Below are 17,921 nucleotides of genomic sequence, written 5' to 3'. Positions count from 1 at the left end.
TTCTTCTACCCAACTACGAGGAGGAAGAAATATGGGGACAACTTTAACAAATCAATTAGCCGGTAGACATTTTTTAACATTAAAAGATTTTACAACAGAAGAAATTCACTATTTGCTTGATCTTGCTAGCGATCTTAAAGAAAAGAAAAAAGTCGGCATCACGCATCGCTACATGGAGGGGCAAAATATTGCTTTATTATTTGAAAAACCGTCAACGAGAACGCGATGTGCTTTTACGGTTGCTTGTATCGACCTAGGAGCTCACCCAGAGTACCTTGGAAAGAATGATATTCAATTTGGTAAGAAAGAGTCTGTTCGTGATACAGCTATTGTGCTAGGAAGAATGTTTGATGGTATTCAATTTCGAGGATTTGAACAAAGCACAGTTAATGGTCTAGCCGAACATTCAGGCGTACCAGTTTGGAATGGATTAACGAACCAATTTCATCCGACGCAAATTCTTGCTGATTTATTAACAATTAAAGAAAATATTGGCCATCTTAAAGGCGTGAAACTCGTCTATGTAGGTGATGGCAGAAACAATATGGGAAATAGCTTGCTAATTGGTGGTGCAAAAGTCGGTATGGATGTACGCATTTGTTCACCTGAAAGTTTGTTTCCTGAACAAGACGTCATTGCTTATGCCAAGGAAGTGTCTAAAGAGACTGGCGGAAAAATAACAGTTACATCAAACATTGATGAAGCAGTTTCGGGGGCTGACGTAATTTATACAGATGTCTGGGTGTCTATGGGAGAAGAGGATCAATTTAATGAGCGAATAGAATTACTGTCTCCTTATCAAGTAAATAAAAAAATGCTCGAAAAAACAGGGAATGAGCAAGTGATGTTTTTGCACTGCTTACCAAGCTTTCATGATTTAGAGACGGAAGTAGGTAGAGAAATTTATGGAAAATTTGGTCTTAAAGAAATGGAAGTAACAGATGAGGTCTTTCAAAGTGAAAATTCCTTTGTATTTGAAGAAGCAGAAAATAGGTTGCACACAATTAAAGCTGTGATGGCTGCGACAAACGGAAATGTAAAAAGCTAAGAGGGAGAAACGTTTTTCTCCCTACTCTTTAAAAGAAGGTGAATAAAATGGGCGAAGACGATAAAAGGCTAAGTCTCGTTGCGTTGATTGCGCTTGTAGTTGGTTCCATGGTCGGTGGAGGCGCATTTAACTTAGCGGGAGATATTGCGCTTGGAGCCAATGCTGGTGCTGTCATTATCGGCTGGATTATAACTGGAATTGGGATCATAGCACTTGCTTTTGTCTTTCAAAATTTAACAATGAGAAAACCCGAACTTGACAGTGGTATATACAGCTATGCGAAAGATGGGTTTGGCACGTTTTTAGGCTTTAATAGTGCCTGGGGCTATTGGTTATCCGCTTGGTTAGGAAACGTAGCCTACGCGACGTTGGTATTCTCCTCCATTGGTTATTTTATCCCAGTATTTGAAGGGGGGCAAAATATAGCCAGTATACTAGGAGCATCTGTTGCTTTATGGCTCGTGCACTACCTTGTACTGCGAGGGATAAACTCTGCTGCATTTATTAACACAATTGCTACGATTGCAAAAGTAATCCCCATATTCCTGTTTCTTATCATTGCAATTATTGGATTCAAATGGGATACTTTTACATTTGAGTTTTGGGGAAGTGAAGGGTTTTCGTGGGGATCTGTTGCAGACCAAGTGAAAAGTACGATGCTTGTAACATTATGGGTGTTTATTGGTATTGAAGGCGCAGTTGTTATGTCGGGTAGGGCGAAAAATCGCTCTGATGTTGGAAAAGCAACTGTCATTGGTTTGATCAGTGTCTTGCTTATTTATATTTTAATTTCTTTACTCTCCTTAGGGATTATGCCTAGAGAGGAGTTAGCCGCATTGCCTAACCCAGCTATGGCTTATGTGATGGAAGAAATTGTCGGAAAATGGGGAGCCATTGTTATTAACCTCGGGCTAATTATTTCTGTTATGGGAGCATGGCTAGGATGGACGATGTTTGCGGCTGAATTGCCTTATGTCACTGCAAAAGATAATGTGTTCCCTAAATGGTTAGCCAAAGAAAATAAAAATAAAGCACCTGTTAACTCTTTATGGCTAACAAATGGACTCGTACAGCTATTTCTAATTACTCTTTTATTTTCAGAAACGGCCTATAACTTTACTTTTTCTCTAGCATCTTCAGCGATTTTAATTCCGTATATGCTGTCTGCATTTTATCAAGTAAAACTGACTTTAACGGGCGAAACGTATCAATCAGTGAAAAAACGTAAAAAGGAAAAAATCGTCGGTGTCATTGCAAGTATTTATGCAATATGGCTTGTATATGCAGCTGGAATCGATTATTTATTGTTAACAATGTTGCTGTATGCACCAGGCATTATTCTTTATAAATGGGCATTAAAAGAAAATAATATTCAAAAACAAGATACAAAAATAGAAAGAATGTTCATGTTTATCATTGTTATCCTAGGTGTTATCGCACTAGCTGGATTATTGACAGGAAAAATAAACATTTAAATAACGAAAGATTCAGTAAAAGGAGTGGAAATATGAGAGGTAAACGCATCGTTATTGCGCTTGGTGGAAATGCGATTCAATCTGGAAGCGCCACTGCTATAGCGCAACAGAAAGCATTAAATCAAACAGCAGAACAATTAATTGAGATTATAAAACAAGGTTATCAAGTAGCTATTACCCATGGAAATGGTCCTCAAGTTGGCAATATATTATTACAGCAAATACAGTCAGATAGTGAACAAACACCTGCCATGCCTTTAGATACATGTGGGGCAATGAGTCAGGGAATGATTGGTTATTGGTTGGAAAATGCGTTAGACGAACAGTTGCAGAAAGAAGGATTGAATAAAGAAGTTGCTTCTATTGTTACACGTGTAGAAGTAGATCCTACTGATGAAGCTTTTCGTCATCCAACAAAGCCTATTGGTCCTTTTTACTCCGAAGAGGAGGCTAAAAAACAAATGCAAACAGATGATGTACAATTTCGTGAGGATGCTGGACGAGGCTTTCGGAAAGTTGTCCCTTCCCCACAGCCTGTCAGCATCTTAGAGCATGCGGTCATTAAAACAATGGTTAATAACGATACTGTTGTCATTAGCACAGGAGGCGGAGGTGTTCCAGTATATCGACAAGACAATAAAATATTTGGCTTGGAAGCAGTCATTGATAAAGATTTTGCCTCCGAGACATTAGCTGAACTCATTCAAGCAGACACTTTAATGATTTTAACTGAAGTCGAGCATGTATATACGAATTATAATTCCCCACAGCAACAAGCGCTTCATGAAGTAGGGGTAGAAGCTCTAAAAAGATTTGCTGAAGAAGGACAGTTTGCTGCGGGTAGTATGCTTCCCAAAATAAGGGCTGCCATCGCGTTTGCTGAATCAAAACTAGGAAGGAAATGCATTATTACGTCACTGAATAAAGCATTAGAAGCGATAGAGGGTCGTGCTGGAACGATCGTTAAAGCATAGGAAAAATAGGAGAGAATCGTAAATGTAAATGATGTGGGTGTATCTTTCCATCATAATATGTCGAAGGGGTTAGCTTTACGTTTTGTGGATCGTAATGAAAAGAGTATAAACATGCATTTACATGTTTACAGATTCTCTCACATATTCCAGGGGGAAACTAGTATGAATAAGCAAAAGCGCCAACGCAAAATAAGAGAACTTATTATGACAAATGAAATTGGAACGCAAGCGGAATTACGCAAACGATTGTCTGACGCTGGCTATCATGTAGCAAAGTCCACACTCTCTAAAGATTTAAAAGAAATGGAGATAGGTAAAAAGCGTTTCCCAAATGGGGATAACGTATATGGCTTTTTTGAGAAGTTTAATAAATATACGAATCACCCGATAAAAAAAATGCAAGAATTATTTTCTGATACGATATTATCTGTTCATGTTTCAGGTAATTTTGTAATTGTAAAGTCAGAACCAGGCAATGCTAAAGCGATTGGTTATTTCATCGAGTGCCTTCATTGGAAAGAGATTGCTGGTATTATTAGCGGAGACGACAACTGTTTATTGCTTTGCCGAACGAAAATGGAGGCGAATAACATAGAATATCGATTTAATTCCATAAATTTCCTTACAACGACAAATTTAAAAGAATTCTAGTTTTCACCAGAATGGATGCTATGTATTGGATAAGTCTATCATCTAAATACGCTGTTTCCTAAGGGGGTTTTAGGAAGTATAAATTATAGTCTTTATAGAAGATGTAACACAACGGCTTTCAACGATGATAAGCTACGTTTCCAAAGGTTACGAACAGCTGCCAATGAAAGAGCACTCTATCTTGAACTTCCTTGTGACTGGATTTACCTTCGAACTTTCTTGGTTTTGTTATTAAAAACGAATTTTTAGTACTAGGAAAGTGTAAGTTTTAAGGAATATAGTGTAAGTAAAATGATTAGCTAAGTTTTTCTAATATTGAAAATCCAGTTGCTTCATGCAAGTATTATCATTTATAACTACATTGTTAGGGGAGAAGATATGGTCACTAACAAGAATAACCGACATATTTTTAAACAAAAATCAATAAAAACAAAATTACTTATTCCTTTTACACTGCTCATTCTATTTGCAGGTGGAACAGTTGCACTTATTAGTTATAATTTTACCATTAAAATGATGGTGAATGAACTGACAAATAGTTCAGAAAGCCAAATGAAAAGCATGAGTGAAACTTTTGACATGTTTTTTAGTAATACAGACAATATTATTCAACAGTATACTGTTAATAGCTTGTTGTTGGAGTATAAACAAGAAAATCATGCGGAATTAATATCACGTTTACAAGAGACTAAAGATGCTCATGCTTCGATTGCGTTTATATATGCAGGTGATGAAAAGACAGGGGATATGATTGATCCTACAGGTGATTTAGATGAAAACTACAACCCGAAAGAAAGACCTTGGTATCAACAGGCTGTAAAAGCAGATGGAGAGACGATTTGGACGCGCCCTTATGTGGATGAGGGTACAGGAAAAACGGTGTTGACAGCAGCAAGGGCTTATTATGATAAACAGAAGTTGCAGGGTGTATTTGCTGTTGATGTAACGATCAATACATTAATGGATATGGTAAATCAGGTAAGTATAGGAGAAACGGGTTATGCAATGGTACTTGACCAAGCAGGGCATTATATTGTTCATCCAGAGGAAGAAAAAGTAGGACAGCAGATGGATGAGACTTTGTTTGAAAAGTTAACAAATACGCAAAAGCAAGGATCTTTGGAATACGAAGTAAATGACGAAGAGAAAGTGATCAGCTTTGTTACAAATCCAACTACTGGCTGGGTTATTGGTGGAACAGTAGATCAAGCGGAATTTGCCAGTAAAGCCAAAAGTGTCATTATACCTATTGTTGTTGCTTTGATTATCGTTATTATTATCGGTGTCATTCTTTCCTTGCTCATTACGAATCGAATAACAAAACCGATTAAATCTGTTATGTATCGCATGAATAAGATTGCTGCTGGTGACTTGAGCGACCCACCATTAATCTCACATTCAGCAGATGAAACAGGGCAACTCGTTCGTGCTTCTAATAAGATGGGGGAAAATATGCGGCATTTACTGGATGAAATGCAGACAGCTTCCGAGGCGGTTCGTCATCATAGTGAAGACTTAACGCAATTTGCGAATGAAGTACATGCTGGTACAGACCAAATTGCTGCAACGATGGAGGAACTTGCTGCAGGTTCAGAGACGCAAGCTCATAGTGCGAATCAGTTAGCTCATGGGATGGGTGAATTTGACACGAAAATGAAAGATGTGAATGAAAAAGGGGAGCTGACGGAGACGAACTCTAAAAAAGTTCAAAACTTAACAGATGAGGGAAGCAGGCGAATGCAAGCATCGAAGGAACAAATGGATACCATTTATCATATTGTTCATGAGGCGGTTGAAAAAGTAAGGGGTCTTGATCAGCAGTCAAAACAGATTAGTGAATTAATTACGATCGTTCATGATATTGCAGATCAAACGAATTTATTAGCTTTGAATGCTTCTATAGAAGCTGCTCGTGCAGGGGAACATGGACAAGGCTTTGCCGTAGTAGCCGCGGAGATAAGAAAGCTTGCAGAAGAAGTGGCAACATCTGTAACGGATATTACGGAAATTGTTGGCAATATTCAACAAGAATCAATGAACGTAACGACATCTTTGCAAACAGGATACCAAGAGGTGGAAGTGGGGGCAAGCCAAATTCAAACGACGTTAGAAACATTTGTGCAAATCAACACATCTATCGCTCAAATGGGAGAGCATATTACAAACATGTCCAATCATCTCCGTGATATGACAGCGTCAAGCCAAGATATGAATCGTTCGATTGAGGAGGTTGCTTCTAGTGCAGAACAGGCTGCTGCTGGGGTAGAAGAAATATCTGCGACTACAGAAGAAACAAGTAGTTCTATGGAAGAGATTGTGCGTAATTCAGAAAGAATGGAGGAGTTAGCAGACAAGCTTCATCAGTTGATGACGAAGTTTACATTTTAGAGAGATCATTAATAACGTGAAGGAAGTGCCATATCGATGGTAGTCATTTATTTGATGTCGCAGTTAGTGCCATACTTGTTAACAATGAGAACCTATATGGATTAGGTGAGAATATTTGTGTATAGCGGATAAGAAACATCAAATAGGATAGGTTGACTAAACATTTATCCCCCGTTTAATGTTTTGAAAAAAAGCAATTTTATTCCTAGTTTACAGAGGGAATGCATTGCTTTTTTTCACTATAGGAAAGTATAACTTTTTAAATGGTTTATAGCATAAGAAAAATTATGGCTATTGTCATGATAGCTAAGTTTTTCTGAAATTTGTTTGACAAAAAATAAAGTGGTCGCCTGGGTTCCATACGTGCAAATGATCAGCAAGGTAACCTCGAAGCCATAATACATCGTTAATTCTCCTTAGGTAGAACCCTTTAGGGAAATAATCGTCTTCTGTTTCTATTTGTGATGCTATTGTAATGGAGCCGGATGGAGCTTGATGGCGTTTTGAACTATTATTCAAGCTATATTATGGCTGATCTACGTATTCCAGTCTGAGGTAGACTGCTAATTCAAGAGGGCATAATTTTAAACCGAGGTCGCTCGCTCGTTTAAACAGCTCATACGTAGTAGCTCCTTTAGCGTAACCAAGGTCACGTACGGTTAATTGTACGGTGTGTACCGTATATTTTGTACGAGAAGTTGTAAATATATCACTAGCGAACAGTTGTTGTGCATATTCGTTAAGCACTTTGGTAAGAAAGATATATAGGAAGTTTAGGAAGGATTTTCTTCATATTTATGGAAATGATTAATTGGGTAAAAAAAGGGAGAGCACATCTCATTTTACAGAAAAGAGGGGTGAAATTTTGGTGGAAAAAGAGAACTTAGGAAGGAGTGTTCAATATGTCGAGTTTAACGATAGTGAAAATTCTTTTGGCAATTACAGTCCTCATTTTATTTGGATTGACTTTCAAAAACTCAAATAACGACGAAAATACATTTAAATATGGTCGATATTTAATCTATTTGCTTCTCCTCGAAACATTTTTATTATTGGTGTTTAGTTTTTATTAAAGCAAACGTTAAAAACAACAAACGTTGTAATATATTATTAAAGGTCTAGGGCTTTAATAATATTTTTCAAGCCATTCATTTATCGTTTCCTCCTCTATTTTAGGTTGTGAATTTTCAGTTCGTTGCGTATGGTTTAATGTTATCATTCTATCATTAAACCATAAGCATCTGTATAGTTGTAATTACATATTCTTAAACAGATAGATAGCATTAAGGTAAATCGTCTTGTATAATACCTTGGTAGGTATTTATAGGGTGGATGAACCGATATGGTTTTTAACAAATAGTACTCTACTTAAAAATATCTGTGTTGCAAATATAAATATGGTAATGGTGGGTTGTTGAAGCTGAATATAGTGATGAGCTTAACTACATAGCTTTTTTGGTGAGAATGCTATTTAGTTCTATTATAGTATAAGCTTATCTTTGTTCGGATTTAAGAGAGGGGGAGGGGCAATGAAAGAAAAGAAGAAAATGATTCAACAATATATGGAGTCACAGGAAGAAAGGCAAAAGCTGTATAAACGATCTTTATGGATTGTTTTACTATCGCAAATTTTTGGCGGTGCAGGATTAGCTGCTGGTATTACTGTTGGAGCACTGCTAGCTCAAGATATGCTAGGAACAGAAAGTTTTGCAGGGGTACCGGCAGCTTTATTTACGCTTGGTTCGGCACTAGCTGCATATCTTGTAGGGCGTTTGACACAACGTTTAGGACGTCGTCACGGATTGACCTTTGGATTTATTTCCGGGGGCGTTGGCGCTATTGGCGTCATAGTAGCTGCGAACATGAATAGTGTACTGTTGTTATTTATATCTCTTTTTGTGTATGGTGCAGGTACAGCGACGAACTTAATGGCTCGTTATGCGGGTACGGACCTTGCTTCTGAAAAACAACGGGCTAAATCTGTTAGTATTGCTATGGTTGCCACGACATTTGGCGCTGTGGCTGGTCCTAATTTAGTTACACCAATGGGAGAAGTGGCTAAGGCTATCGGAATGCACCCATTAGCTGGTCCGTTTATTCTTGCTGCCGTAGCCTATTTGTTAGCTGGGCTAACGATTTTCTTGTTTATGCGACCAGACCCTTTAATCATTGCAAGGGCTCTAGCCGCTTATGAAGTAAAGCAAAAGCATACTGAATCTGTAGAATCTATTCCAGCTCAAAAAGTAAGTCGCGTTGGGATATTTGCTGGGGCAATGCTCCTAGTGTTATCTCAAGTTGTTATGGTTGCGGTTATGACCATGACGCCTGTTCATATGCAAAATCATGGTGGCGGCTTAACAGCAATTGGAATGGTGATTGGTCTTCATATCGCCGCGATGTATTTGCCATCACTTGCTACAGGAGCGTTAGTAGATCGGATTGGTAGAAATGCCATGGCGGTCGCCACAGCAATTACGTTAGCTATATCTGGAGTTTTGGCCGCTTTTGTCCCTGGTGATTCATTCATTGGTTTAACGATCGCTCTTATTCTATTAGGTCTTGGTTGGAACTTCGGGGTTATCAGTGGAACATCCATTATTATCGATTCCACAACGATTCATCATCGAGCAAAAACACAAGGGTCCATTGATGTTTGGGTAGCACTTGGTGGTTCATTCGGAAGTGTTGTATCCGGTGTTATCGTAGCTTATTCAAGCTATGCGATGTTAGGGTTTATTGGTACATCTGTCGCGCTTATGTTAATACCGATCGTATATTGGGCACGATTAAAACAAAAAAGAAGGGAAGAATCCACGCTGTCTGCATGATTGTTGACAGCGTGGTTCTATAGATAGCAACATCTTCTGCTGTGTTTTTCTAAATAAATTATTCCTCTCTCTCTATTTTTTTCTAAGTTTATCCGTGATATAAGGTGCTGTAAGACTGCCATTTCAAGAATTTGTAGATTGGATCTGGACAAATTTAAGCGAGAGTATAACAGCACCTAAAGCCCCTTTTTTGTAAGAGGCGTTTAAATCATACCCTTGAGCTACTAACAATCAGTGAAAGAAGCGAGAAAACCTCCACTCATTGAAGATTCACTTTATATGGTTTACTCATCTAAAACCTCACGACGAAAACGCATCTTACCGCGGCATCAGTCGTTTTTCAATCCACCCCAGGCCCAAGTCAGCAACGACCGCCATGAGTGCTGTCGGAATGGCTCCAGCTAAAATAATGGCTGTGCCGTCGGATACGTTCGTGCCTCGGATGATGATCGTTCCTAAACCGCCACCTCCAATAAAAGCACCAATTGTAGCAATACTAATGCTTATTACGAGTGCTGTTCGAAGCCCAGCCATGATGACGGAAAGAGCTAAGGGGAATTCGACCATTCGTAATAATTGCAACTTTGTCATTCCCATTCCTCTCCCTGATTCGATGAATGCTTGATCTACATTGCGGATGCCTGTATATGTGTTACGAACGATTGGAAGTAGGGAATATAAAAATAATGCAGCGACAACGGTGTTTGGACCTAACCCTAGTACCAACATTAACACTGCTAGCATTGCTAATGCTGGAATGGTTTGAATAACATTTGTAAATGAAAATACCCACTTACTTAAATGAGCATTTCTGGCAATGAAAATGCCTACAGGAATAGCGACAATAGCTGCAAACAACACTCCGTAAGCAGACATGAGAAAATGTCGGTAAAATTCTTCCCATACATAAGCATAATTTTGTGCATAATAGTTCCATAACTCCACTAACGTTTCCAAAAAATCACCTACTATCCTTCCTTATTCATCTTCAAAGTAATGATGCTCTTCTAAAAATTCTTTTGCGACAACATAAGGCTCTTTCATTTTTACATCTGCTTCATAGTTCATATGACGCATTGTTTCTTCATCAATTTTTCCGGCTAAAGAATTCAAGATATCACGTACCTCAGGGTACTTTTCCAGTACATCGTTTCTTGCTACAGGTGATGCGTCGTATGGTGGAAAGAAGTCTTTATCGTCTTCTAAGTTGACAAGATTAAATTCTTCAATTCGCCCGTCTGTTGTATAGGCAAGAACGACATCCATATTGCCACTATCAACAGCTTGATAGACTAGTCCAATTTGCATCGGATATGCTTTGCCAAATTCAAACCCATACGTATCAATAAACCCTTGGTAGCCGTCCCCTTCACGGTTTAACCAAGAATTATCCACTCCAAGACGTAAATCAGCAGCATACGGTTCCACATCGGAAACTTTTTCTAAACTTTTTTCTTTAGCTAGTTCACTTGTAACGGTAAATGCATAGGAGTTTTCAAAACCATAAGGATTGAACCAAGTTTGGTCAAAACGTTCCTTAAACTCCCTTTGTACTACTTTCAAAGCTTTATCTGGATCGGTAATCAGTTCCATTTGTAAAGCGCCAGGTAAGTCAGTACCTGTATACCTCGTTCCTGTTATATCGACTTCTCCTTGTTCAAGTGCTTGGTGCTGGACAATGGATGAACCCATATTTCCAATAATCTCTGCATGATAATCGGTTTTATGTTCAATTAATTGCTTAATAATGTACCCAACAGTCATCGATTCAGACGTGTTTAAGGTGCCAATTTTTAATGTATCTTTGGAAGAGCCGCTTAGACCAGGTAACGAGCAACCACTTAGTAGCAGTAAGATGATCGTCAGGATGATGAGTATCTTTCTAACATGCAACAATGTACGTAATCTCCTTTCTATGCAGCTTCCGATGGATTTCTAAGTCCTGTAGGGGTTAGACGTGTTTCTAGTCGACCTAACACATAATCAATCATTAAAGCGAGCAATGTCGTCGGAATCGCTCCTGCCAAAATGAATTCGGTTTTAAATAAATTCAGACCATCAAAAATAAAGTCGCCTAAACCTCCTGCGCCAATATAAGAGGCGAGCGTTGCCCAACCGATTAAGTAGACGGTAGATATGCGAATGCCTGCCATGATTACAGGGACTGCTAGTGGTAATTCCACCATGCGTATTCGTTCCCAGTTTGTCATGCCCATCCCTCTACCGGCTTCAATAATGTTGTCACTTACATTATATACACCTGTATACGTATTACGCAGAATAGGGAGCAGAGAGTAGAAAAATAAGGCAACGATAGCAGGCACTTTCCCTATTCCTAAAAGAGGGATGAAGAAGGCTAATATCGCTAAGGTTGGGAATGTTTGGATAATACCTACGAGGGACATGATTTTGTCCGCCACTTTAGGAATACGTGTTAAGGCCACTCCTAGTGGAACAGCAACGAAGATTCCTAAAGTTATCGAGATGAGTGAAATATATAGATGTTCCCACGTTTTAAATAGCAATTGGTTTCCGTATTCCGAAAAAAATGTTTGCATTGTCTCCACGTTATCACTTCCTTTGTAAATGGGAGAATGGATTGATACGATAGCTAAGCAGCACGGCGGTATTACATCGCCATAGAGATTTGGCAAAAACCAAGTTGTTCTAACTTTGCCTGTTTTAAGAATAGAGAACGACATCTTGTCCACTACATGAAAGCTTTACACAGAAATGCTTTCGTTGTTTCCCCAGATGGAATCATAGACAATATTCGCTAAGCTGGCGCGCGTTACAATGCCAATTAGCTTGTTTTCTTTATCGACAACAGGTACGTAGCGGAAACCATTACGTAAAATTTTGTGAACTGTATCACGTAAAAGCGCATGTTGTTCTACCTTATAGATGGACGTTTCCATGATATCTTTCACATTTCCTTGTTTTTTTCTGTTTTGTTCAATCATTTCGATGTCAATCATCCCTTGCAGTACATGTTTTTCATCGATGACGAGTAAAGAGTCCACTTTATGATCTTTCATGTGACGAATGGCTTCAGAGATGGTTTGCTCTTCATTAATGGAAATTGGGTTTTCGTTCATAATTTGTTGTACGGTCTGTAATGTTGGTCTAGATTCAATGAGGCGGTGTTTTCCAATGAATTCTTCGACGAACGCATTCGCTGGCTGACTAAGAATTTCTTCTGGTGCTCCTACTTGAACAATCTTTCCTTGGCGCATAATGACGATACGATCTGCTAGTTTGATAGCTTCATTCATATCATGCGTAACAAATACAATTGTTTTTCCTAACGATTGTTGTAGCTTTTTAAATTCTTCTTGTAAACTATCACGAGTGATTGGATCGAGTGCTCCAAACGGTTCGTCCATTAAAATAAGTGGTGGGTCAGCGGCGAGAGCACGTAGGACACCAATTCGTTGTTGTTGCCCACCACTTAGTTCGTTTGGATATTTATCTAAGTAAGCTTGATCCATATTTACGAGCTGTAGTAATTCTTCTGCACGTGCACGACGCTTATCCTCCGGCCAGTGAAGTAATTTGGGAACAAGTGAAATATTTTCTGCGATCGTCATATGAGGAAATAAGCCAATTTGTTGTATCACATAGCCGATCGAACGTCTTAGTTCCACAACGTCTTTGTCCTTAATATTTTCTTGTTCAATAAAAATGTTACCTTCTGTCGTTTCAATTAAGCGATTAATCATCTTCATGGTGGTTGTTTTCCCACAACCGCTTGGGCCAATAAAAACAACAAACTCTCCACTACCTATTTCTAAGTTAATATCATCGACTGCTTTTGTCCCGTCTTCAAATATTTTTGATACATGTTCTAATCGAAGCAAAACAAAGCACCCCCTTTAATGTTGTCAAACTGATTTGCTTGGCTCCGCGCCGCCATATGAATTAATTATAAAATATCGAATATTAAAAACAAAATAGCGTATATGCTCATATATAGTATAACATATATAAAAAATATATTTTACACTTTTTATAATAGAGTATTCTTATAAATGCTTCATTTTTCTTACAATAGCTACTCCTTTGTCTTTTTGTTTTTAAAATAAACTGTGGTATATTTACTTGTACATAGAAATTGTTCAAGGAGAAAAATGGCATGGAAAACTTGGAAAATCAAATTGAAAAATTAGAGAATCAAGTTGTTGAAAAGATAGCAGATAATGTGTATACATTTGGAGTTTCCAAGACAGTTGGACGTGTATTTGGTATTATTTCGTTAAATAGGGATCCGATGACGCTTGAGCAATTGTCTGAAGCTATGGGAATGAGTAAAATGCGGATGAGCCAGGTTGTTCGAGAAATGATTGAATTAAACCTCGCAGAAAAAGTTTTTATGAAAGGTGTTCGCAAGGATTTAGTAAAAGTAGAAAACGATTATTATCAGACGTTTATTGCTTTGTTTACAGCCAATTGGCGGAAAACCATTAGTAAAAGTAGATTACATGAACATAGCTTATATAAAAAATTGTTGCATTTGCGTGAGGAAGGTGTGCTTAACGCAGAATTAGAAGCACAATTGGATAATTTATTAGTAGAAATTAAAGGTTCGCTCGATTACTTGGATTGGATAAGTCGGCTTATTGAATTTTTTGAGTCTGGTGATATTTTTAAGCATGTGCCAAAAGCCGAGGATAAATGAGACGTCTGTTTGTTATGTATTCGTAAAACGAAGCATAGCTAAAATTATTATGAAGGATAGCATGAATAAATAGGTGTTATAAGTAAAGTCTGTGGATTTATGTAAAGCAGACCTGTTCGTATATTAGAACGGGTCTTTTTTTTATGATCTAGGAAATTATAAAATTTTGCAGCTGTAGATAAACTAACTAAGTTATTTACCACGTCCGACTCCAGCGCCCAGCAACTAGGCGACTTCACTCTATTCCCCTACGCTAAGTCATCGGTTCGTTCTAAATAGGAAGCCCGCATACTCCTGTTGCAGGAGCATGGTTCCTAAAATTTTCGTTGATTCGCGTTCCACTCGCTACGTTGCTAACCGGGCGCCCTGAGCCTTTGTTCTTGCATATAGGAAAGAGGGGATTGTGTGTAACAACATAGCACAATACGCACGGCTTTCATTCTTTTTTACCTAGGAATTTCCCCTACATGTCATGCCGTTTCCTAGCATGGCGGAAAATGTTTATTTGCTGGTAAAAACCGTTTTCAATTATAGTTAAGCTATAGCAAGCAAGAAAAATACTTCACAAACAGGAGGTCACTATGAACAGCTCAAAACTTCAGTCCACTTTAATGAAATGGCTGATGCCGATTGCGAATAAAGTGGAGCAACAGAAGCATTTACAAGCAATAAAAGACGGAATGATTGCAATTGTTCCAATTATCATCATAGGTTCGTTTTTTATATTGCCGATTGCATTTATGAATGTATTCCAAAGCGGCCCTATTCATGAGTTTTTTGCTAACCATATTGATAAATTAACGTATCCAGATAAGTTTACAAATGGTTTGTTATCCGTTTATGCTGCATTCTTTATTGCTGATTCCTTGGCGAAAAAGTATGCGATGCATTCTGCGCAATATGGGATTACAGCTGTAATTACCCATGTGATTCTGAGCGGTGTTGTTACGGAAAATGGACTTGATATGACTTATTTAGGAGCACAAGGGTTATTCGTTAGTATTATATCTGCTATTTTAAGCGTTGAAGTGACTCGCTTTATGATTAAGAAAAAAATGGTTGTTCGATTGCCAGACAGCGTACCACAAATGGTAGGAGACAGCTTTAGTAATTTATTTCCAATGATTGTTAATATTCTACTCGGTTCTACTATAGCTATTTTATCAACGAGTTTAGGAGAGGTTGCCTTTCCGCAAGTAATTATGAATGTGCTAGCACCAGCAATCAGTTCGATGGATAGCTTGCCATCCTTATTAATTGTTATATTTCTAACGCAATTTCTTTGGTTTTTTGGTTTACACGGTCCAGCAATTACTTCTGCTGTATGGGCGCCATTTGCGATCACCTACCAAGCGGAAAATATTGCCAACTACGCAGCGGGTGCTGATGTAACCCATATCTTTACATTTGGGTTATACTATAACATATTACAAGTGTCCGGTTCTGGACTTACATTAGGGCTCGTATTACTTATGATGCGTTCAAGAGCGAAAAATTTAAATGCGATTGGAAAAGTGTCCATTATTCCTTCGTTATTTGGAATTAACGAACCACTTATCTTTGGCGCTCCAATCATACTAAATCCATTTATGTTTATTCCTTTTGTCTTTGGTCCACTTATTGTTACGACATTAACTTATTTTGGCATGACATCTGGTCTAATGGGTATGCCAATTGCTAACCCACCAGGATTTTTACCACCTGGGGTAGGAGCCTTCCTCATGACATTGGATTGGCGAGCAGTTGTATTTGTTTTCCTTAGTTTAATTTTAATGACGCTTATCTATTTGCCATTCTTTAAAGCAATGGAAGCAAACGAAATAAAAAAAGAGAGCGAAAAAACAGTTTAAGTGCCGCTTTATAAGATGCGTGTTCATTAGGAAACCTTAGTAAAATAAAGATAATAAGTAGGTGATATCGATGTTTACGGAACGACAAAAGGAAATTATTGAGTTAATTTTAAAAAATCCAAATGGTATTTTTGGCGCGAAATTAGCTGATAAATTAAATGTGTCCACAAGAACCGTAAGAAACGATATTGCCTCCATCAATAAAACGCTAATTCATGAATCGTTGCGCATTTTGTCTTCGAATAAAAAAGGCTATTATCTTTTGCCGGCATATATACAGACTTTAACAGCTTTTATGAATCCTACCACCAACATACAACGTCAAGGATTTCAAAATCAGGAACAACGTTTATATGTTATTTTAGGAAAGGTGCTGTTTTTAAAAGAGCAGGATTGCTTTCAATTAGCGGATGAGCTCTACGTGTCCGAACAAACGATTTTTAAGGACTTAAGCAAAATAAGACAACTCTTGGAAACGAAGTATAAAATACAGCCAATGGAAATCCAGCATAATCAAATTCATTTTTCTGTCTCAGAAGAAGAAATTAGATATTTGTTGTTTAAAATTTTAAAGGAGCTTATTTTATCGGACAAGCCCGATTATTTATCCGATGTCAACCTGTTAGTAAATGGTCACCTTGATCAAAAAGAGTTTGATTTATTAACAATTAAAATGAAAAATTATTTAGCCTCTCAGAAGCTCGTTATAGATGATAAGTCGTTTGAAATGATGGTTGGCGCTATTTATCTTACGGTGTTAAGGAATCGATTTGGATTTACAATAAAGTCTGATGTACAGTCCTATTTTAACGGTAATGTTAGTTCCTTATTACAGGAATTAATGGAATCAGGCATCGATATCAAGGAAAAAGATAAAACGAGTCTTAATCGGTTTTTCTGGTCGCTTAAAATTCCAACAAGCTCAAATTCGTTAGAAGAAAATATTAGTATAACAGCACTAACCATTTTAAATGAATTTCGTAGAGAAGTATTGGATAAATATAGTATCGATCTAAAGGAAAGCGTAGAAACGATGGAAAATCTGAAAGTGCATATGGAATATATGCTCCGCCGTTTAGATACGAATTATGAACTATCCAATCCAATCATAAATGATATAAAAAAACGGTATCCGTTTTCGTATGAAGTAGCGATGTTAATTGTTCATATTGTATATCGTTATCAAGAGAAGTATTTAGCAGATGATGAAATCTCTTATATTGCGATCTATATTGAAATATTTTTACGAAAAAATAATAACCGTTTGAAGACGATTGTGATTAGCGATACGAGCATGGGAATTAATGATATTATTCACAATTGGCTCACTAGCAATTTTAGGAACCATGTGGAGGTAGTTGCATGCATGCCATTAATCGCATTAGACAGCTATGTGGAAAATCATCAAGTGGATTTAATCATTACGACGAATATTTTAAACCTTAATCAAGCTATTCCTTGTCATGTTATTGAGCGCATTCCTGAGCGCAGTGATTATTATTCACTTACGAATAAAATACACAAAATTAAAAATAGTAATCGATATGAAAAGCTGATATTGCGCATGTTCAGCGAAGAATTTGTTGACATCTATGAGGAAGAGCAGCTGACGTTTGAGGAATTAATTAAAACTATGGCGCAGAAATTAAAACGACATCACCGCATCACGGATATGGAAGGGTATGTAAAGGATGTTATCCAACGTGAGGAAAATTATCCAACAACGATTGGAAAACATTTTATGATCCCACACCCATTGTCTTCATTCGCCAATAAAACAACCGTTCATGTAGCGGTGCTGAAAAAACCTCTTTTGCATAAAGGAGAAAAAATTAGATTGGTGTTTTTGCTAGCCATTGAAAATAAAATGGATGATGACGTAAGCACGTTGTTTCACTTTATGCAGCAATTAGCTTTAGATCAGGATTCCATTGCCAGTTTATTAGATGCAGATGGAAAAGAAGCATTTTTAGAGAAGATTATCGCCTTATCGACATCGTTTTTTAACAAACATTATATAGAGTAACTT

General features: G+C 37.7%; 13 protein-coding genes and 1 pseudogene. 9 read left to right on the top strand and 5 right to left on the bottom strand.

The window, feature by feature from the left end; genetic code table 11:
• The first annotated feature begins 31 nt into the window (after window positions 1–31).
• The 5 genes from argF to BUB45_RS10065 all read left to right on the top strand — a co-directional run bounded on the left by argF (window position 32) and on the right by BUB45_RS10065 (window position 6,536).
• Window positions 32–1,048, top strand: coding sequence for an ornithine carbamoyltransferase (gene argF, locus BUB45_RS10085; protein ID WP_073008332.1), 1,017 nt, complete (start codon window positions 32–34; stop codon window positions 1,046–1,048).
• Window positions 1,049–1,095: 47 nt separating this feature from the next.
• A complete protein-coding gene (arcD, locus tag BUB45_RS10080; RefSeq protein WP_073008329.1) occupies window positions 1,096–2,523 on the top strand; it encodes an arginine-ornithine antiporter in 1,428 nt (475 codons plus the stop codon).
• Window positions 2,524–2,555: 32 nt separating this feature from the next.
• Window positions 2,556–3,497, top strand: coding sequence for a carbamate kinase (gene arcC / locus BUB45_RS10075; protein WP_073008326.1), 942 nt, complete (start codon window positions 2,556–2,558; stop codon window positions 3,495–3,497).
• 162 nt (window positions 3,498–3,659) lie between these two features.
• Entirely contained in the window at window positions 3,660–4,148 is a 489-nt protein-coding gene (locus BUB45_RS10070; protein ID WP_073008323.1) for an arginine repressor, read from the top strand.
• 378 nt (window positions 4,149–4,526) lie between these two features.
• Window positions 4,527–6,536 carry a methyl-accepting chemotaxis protein gene (locus BUB45_RS10065; protein ID WP_084723602.1) on the top strand — a complete coding sequence of 670 codons (2,010 nt, stop codon included), beginning with the start codon at window positions 4,527–4,529 and terminating at the stop codon, window positions 6,534–6,536.
• Window positions 6,537–6,842: 306 nt separating this feature from the next.
• On the opposite strand, the pseudogene BUB45_RS20180 reads toward BUB45_RS10065, so the two are convergent.
• Window positions 6,843–7,283 (bottom strand): annotated as a pseudogene (locus BUB45_RS20180) (helicase); the annotation flags it as partial.
• 782 nt (window positions 7,284–8,065) lie between these two features.
• Between BUB45_RS20180 and BUB45_RS10060 the strand changes: the two are divergent.
• Window positions 8,066–9,364: an MFS transporter gene (locus tag BUB45_RS10060; protein WP_073008319.1), complete on the top strand. Its 1,299-nt coding sequence runs from the start codon at window positions 8,066–8,068 to the stop codon at window positions 9,362–9,364.
• 318 nt (window positions 9,365–9,682) lie between these two features.
• Here the strand turns inward: BUB45_RS10060 and BUB45_RS10055 are convergent, their stop codons facing one another.
• From BUB45_RS10055 to BUB45_RS10040, 4 genes are all read right to left on the bottom strand, one after another.
• The gene (locus BUB45_RS10055) at window positions 9,683–10,321 is read right to left on the bottom strand and encodes an ABC transporter permease (RefSeq protein ID WP_073008300.1); all 639 of its coding nucleotides are present in this window, start codon (window positions 10,319–10,321) and stop codon (window positions 9,683–9,685) included.
• A gap of 21 nt (window positions 10,322–10,342) precedes the next feature.
• Window positions 10,343–11,260, bottom strand: a complete 918-nt coding sequence (locus tag BUB45_RS10050; RefSeq protein WP_212590762.1) for an osmoprotectant ABC transporter substrate-binding protein — start codon at window positions 11,258–11,260, stop codon at window positions 10,343–10,345.
• Between the two features lie 17 nt (window positions 11,261–11,277).
• On the bottom strand, window positions 11,278–11,931 hold the full coding sequence (locus tag BUB45_RS10045) for an ABC transporter permease (protein WP_425303963.1): 654 nt from the start codon (window positions 11,929–11,931) through the stop codon (window positions 11,278–11,280).
• A 156-nt stretch (window positions 11,932–12,087) separates the two neighbouring features.
• Window positions 12,088–13,224 (bottom strand): betaine/proline/choline family ABC transporter ATP-binding protein, encoded by a 1,137-nt coding sequence (locus BUB45_RS10040; RefSeq protein WP_073008297.1) that lies wholly within the window; start codon window positions 13,222–13,224, stop codon window positions 12,088–12,090.
• A 275-nt stretch (window positions 13,225–13,499) separates the two neighbouring features.
• Between BUB45_RS10040 and BUB45_RS10035 the strand changes: the two genes are divergently transcribed.
• From BUB45_RS10035 to BUB45_RS10025, 3 genes are all read left to right on the top strand, one after another.
• The gene (locus BUB45_RS10035; RefSeq protein ID WP_073008293.1) at window positions 13,500–14,042 is read left to right on the top strand and encodes a GbsR/MarR family transcriptional regulator; all 543 of its coding nucleotides are present in this window, start codon (window positions 13,500–13,502) and stop codon (window positions 14,040–14,042) included.
• A gap of 581 nt (window positions 14,043–14,623) precedes the next feature.
• On the top strand, window positions 14,624–15,892 hold the full coding sequence (locus tag BUB45_RS10030) for a PTS sugar transporter subunit IIC (protein ID WP_073008290.1): 1,269 nt from the start codon (window positions 14,624–14,626) through the stop codon (window positions 15,890–15,892).
• A gap of 70 nt (window positions 15,893–15,962) precedes the next feature.
• Window positions 15,963–17,918, top strand: a complete 1,956-nt coding sequence (locus tag BUB45_RS10025) for a BglG family transcription antiterminator (RefSeq protein WP_073008287.1) — start codon at window positions 15,963–15,965, stop codon at window positions 17,916–17,918.
• Window positions 17,919–17,921 lie beyond the last annotated feature (3 nt).

Source organism: Virgibacillus chiguensis (assembly GCF_900129865.1).
GTDB lineage: Bacteria > Bacillota > Bacilli > Bacillales > Amphibacillaceae > Virgibacillus > Virgibacillus chiguensis.
The sequence above is the reverse complement of the archived record's forward strand: the minus strand, read 5'-3'. Positions and strand labels throughout refer to the sequence as shown.

Coding starts and splice junctions, on each gene's coding strand:
- arcD (WP_073008329.1), top strand. CDS start 1,096: ATGGGCGAAGACGATAAAAGGCTAAGTCTCGTTGCGTTGATTGCGCTT.
- BUB45_RS10035 (WP_073008293.1), top strand. CDS start 13,500: ATGGAAAACTTGGAAAATCAAATTGAAAAATTAGAGAATCAAGTTGTT.
- BUB45_RS10060 (WP_073008319.1), top strand. CDS start 8,066: ATGAAAGAAAAGAAGAAAATGATTCAACAATATATGGAGTCACAGGAA.
- BUB45_RS10070 (WP_073008323.1), top strand. CDS start 3,660: ATGAATAAGCAAAAGCGCCAACGCAAAATAAGAGAACTTATTATGACA.
- arcC (WP_073008326.1), top strand. CDS start 2,556: ATGAGAGGTAAACGCATCGTTATTGCGCTTGGTGGAAATGCGATTCAA.
- BUB45_RS10030 (WP_073008290.1), top strand. CDS start 14,624: ATGAACAGCTCAAAACTTCAGTCCACTTTAATGAAATGGCTGATGCCG.
- BUB45_RS10065 (WP_084723602.1), top strand. CDS start 4,527: ATGGTCACTAACAAGAATAACCGACATATTTTTAAACAAAAATCAATA.
- BUB45_RS10025 (WP_073008287.1), top strand. CDS start 15,963: ATGTTTACGGAACGACAAAAGGAAATTATTGAGTTAATTTTAAAAAAT.
- argF (WP_073008332.1), top strand. CDS start 32: ATGGGGACAACTTTAACAAATCAATTAGCCGGTAGACATTTTTTAACA.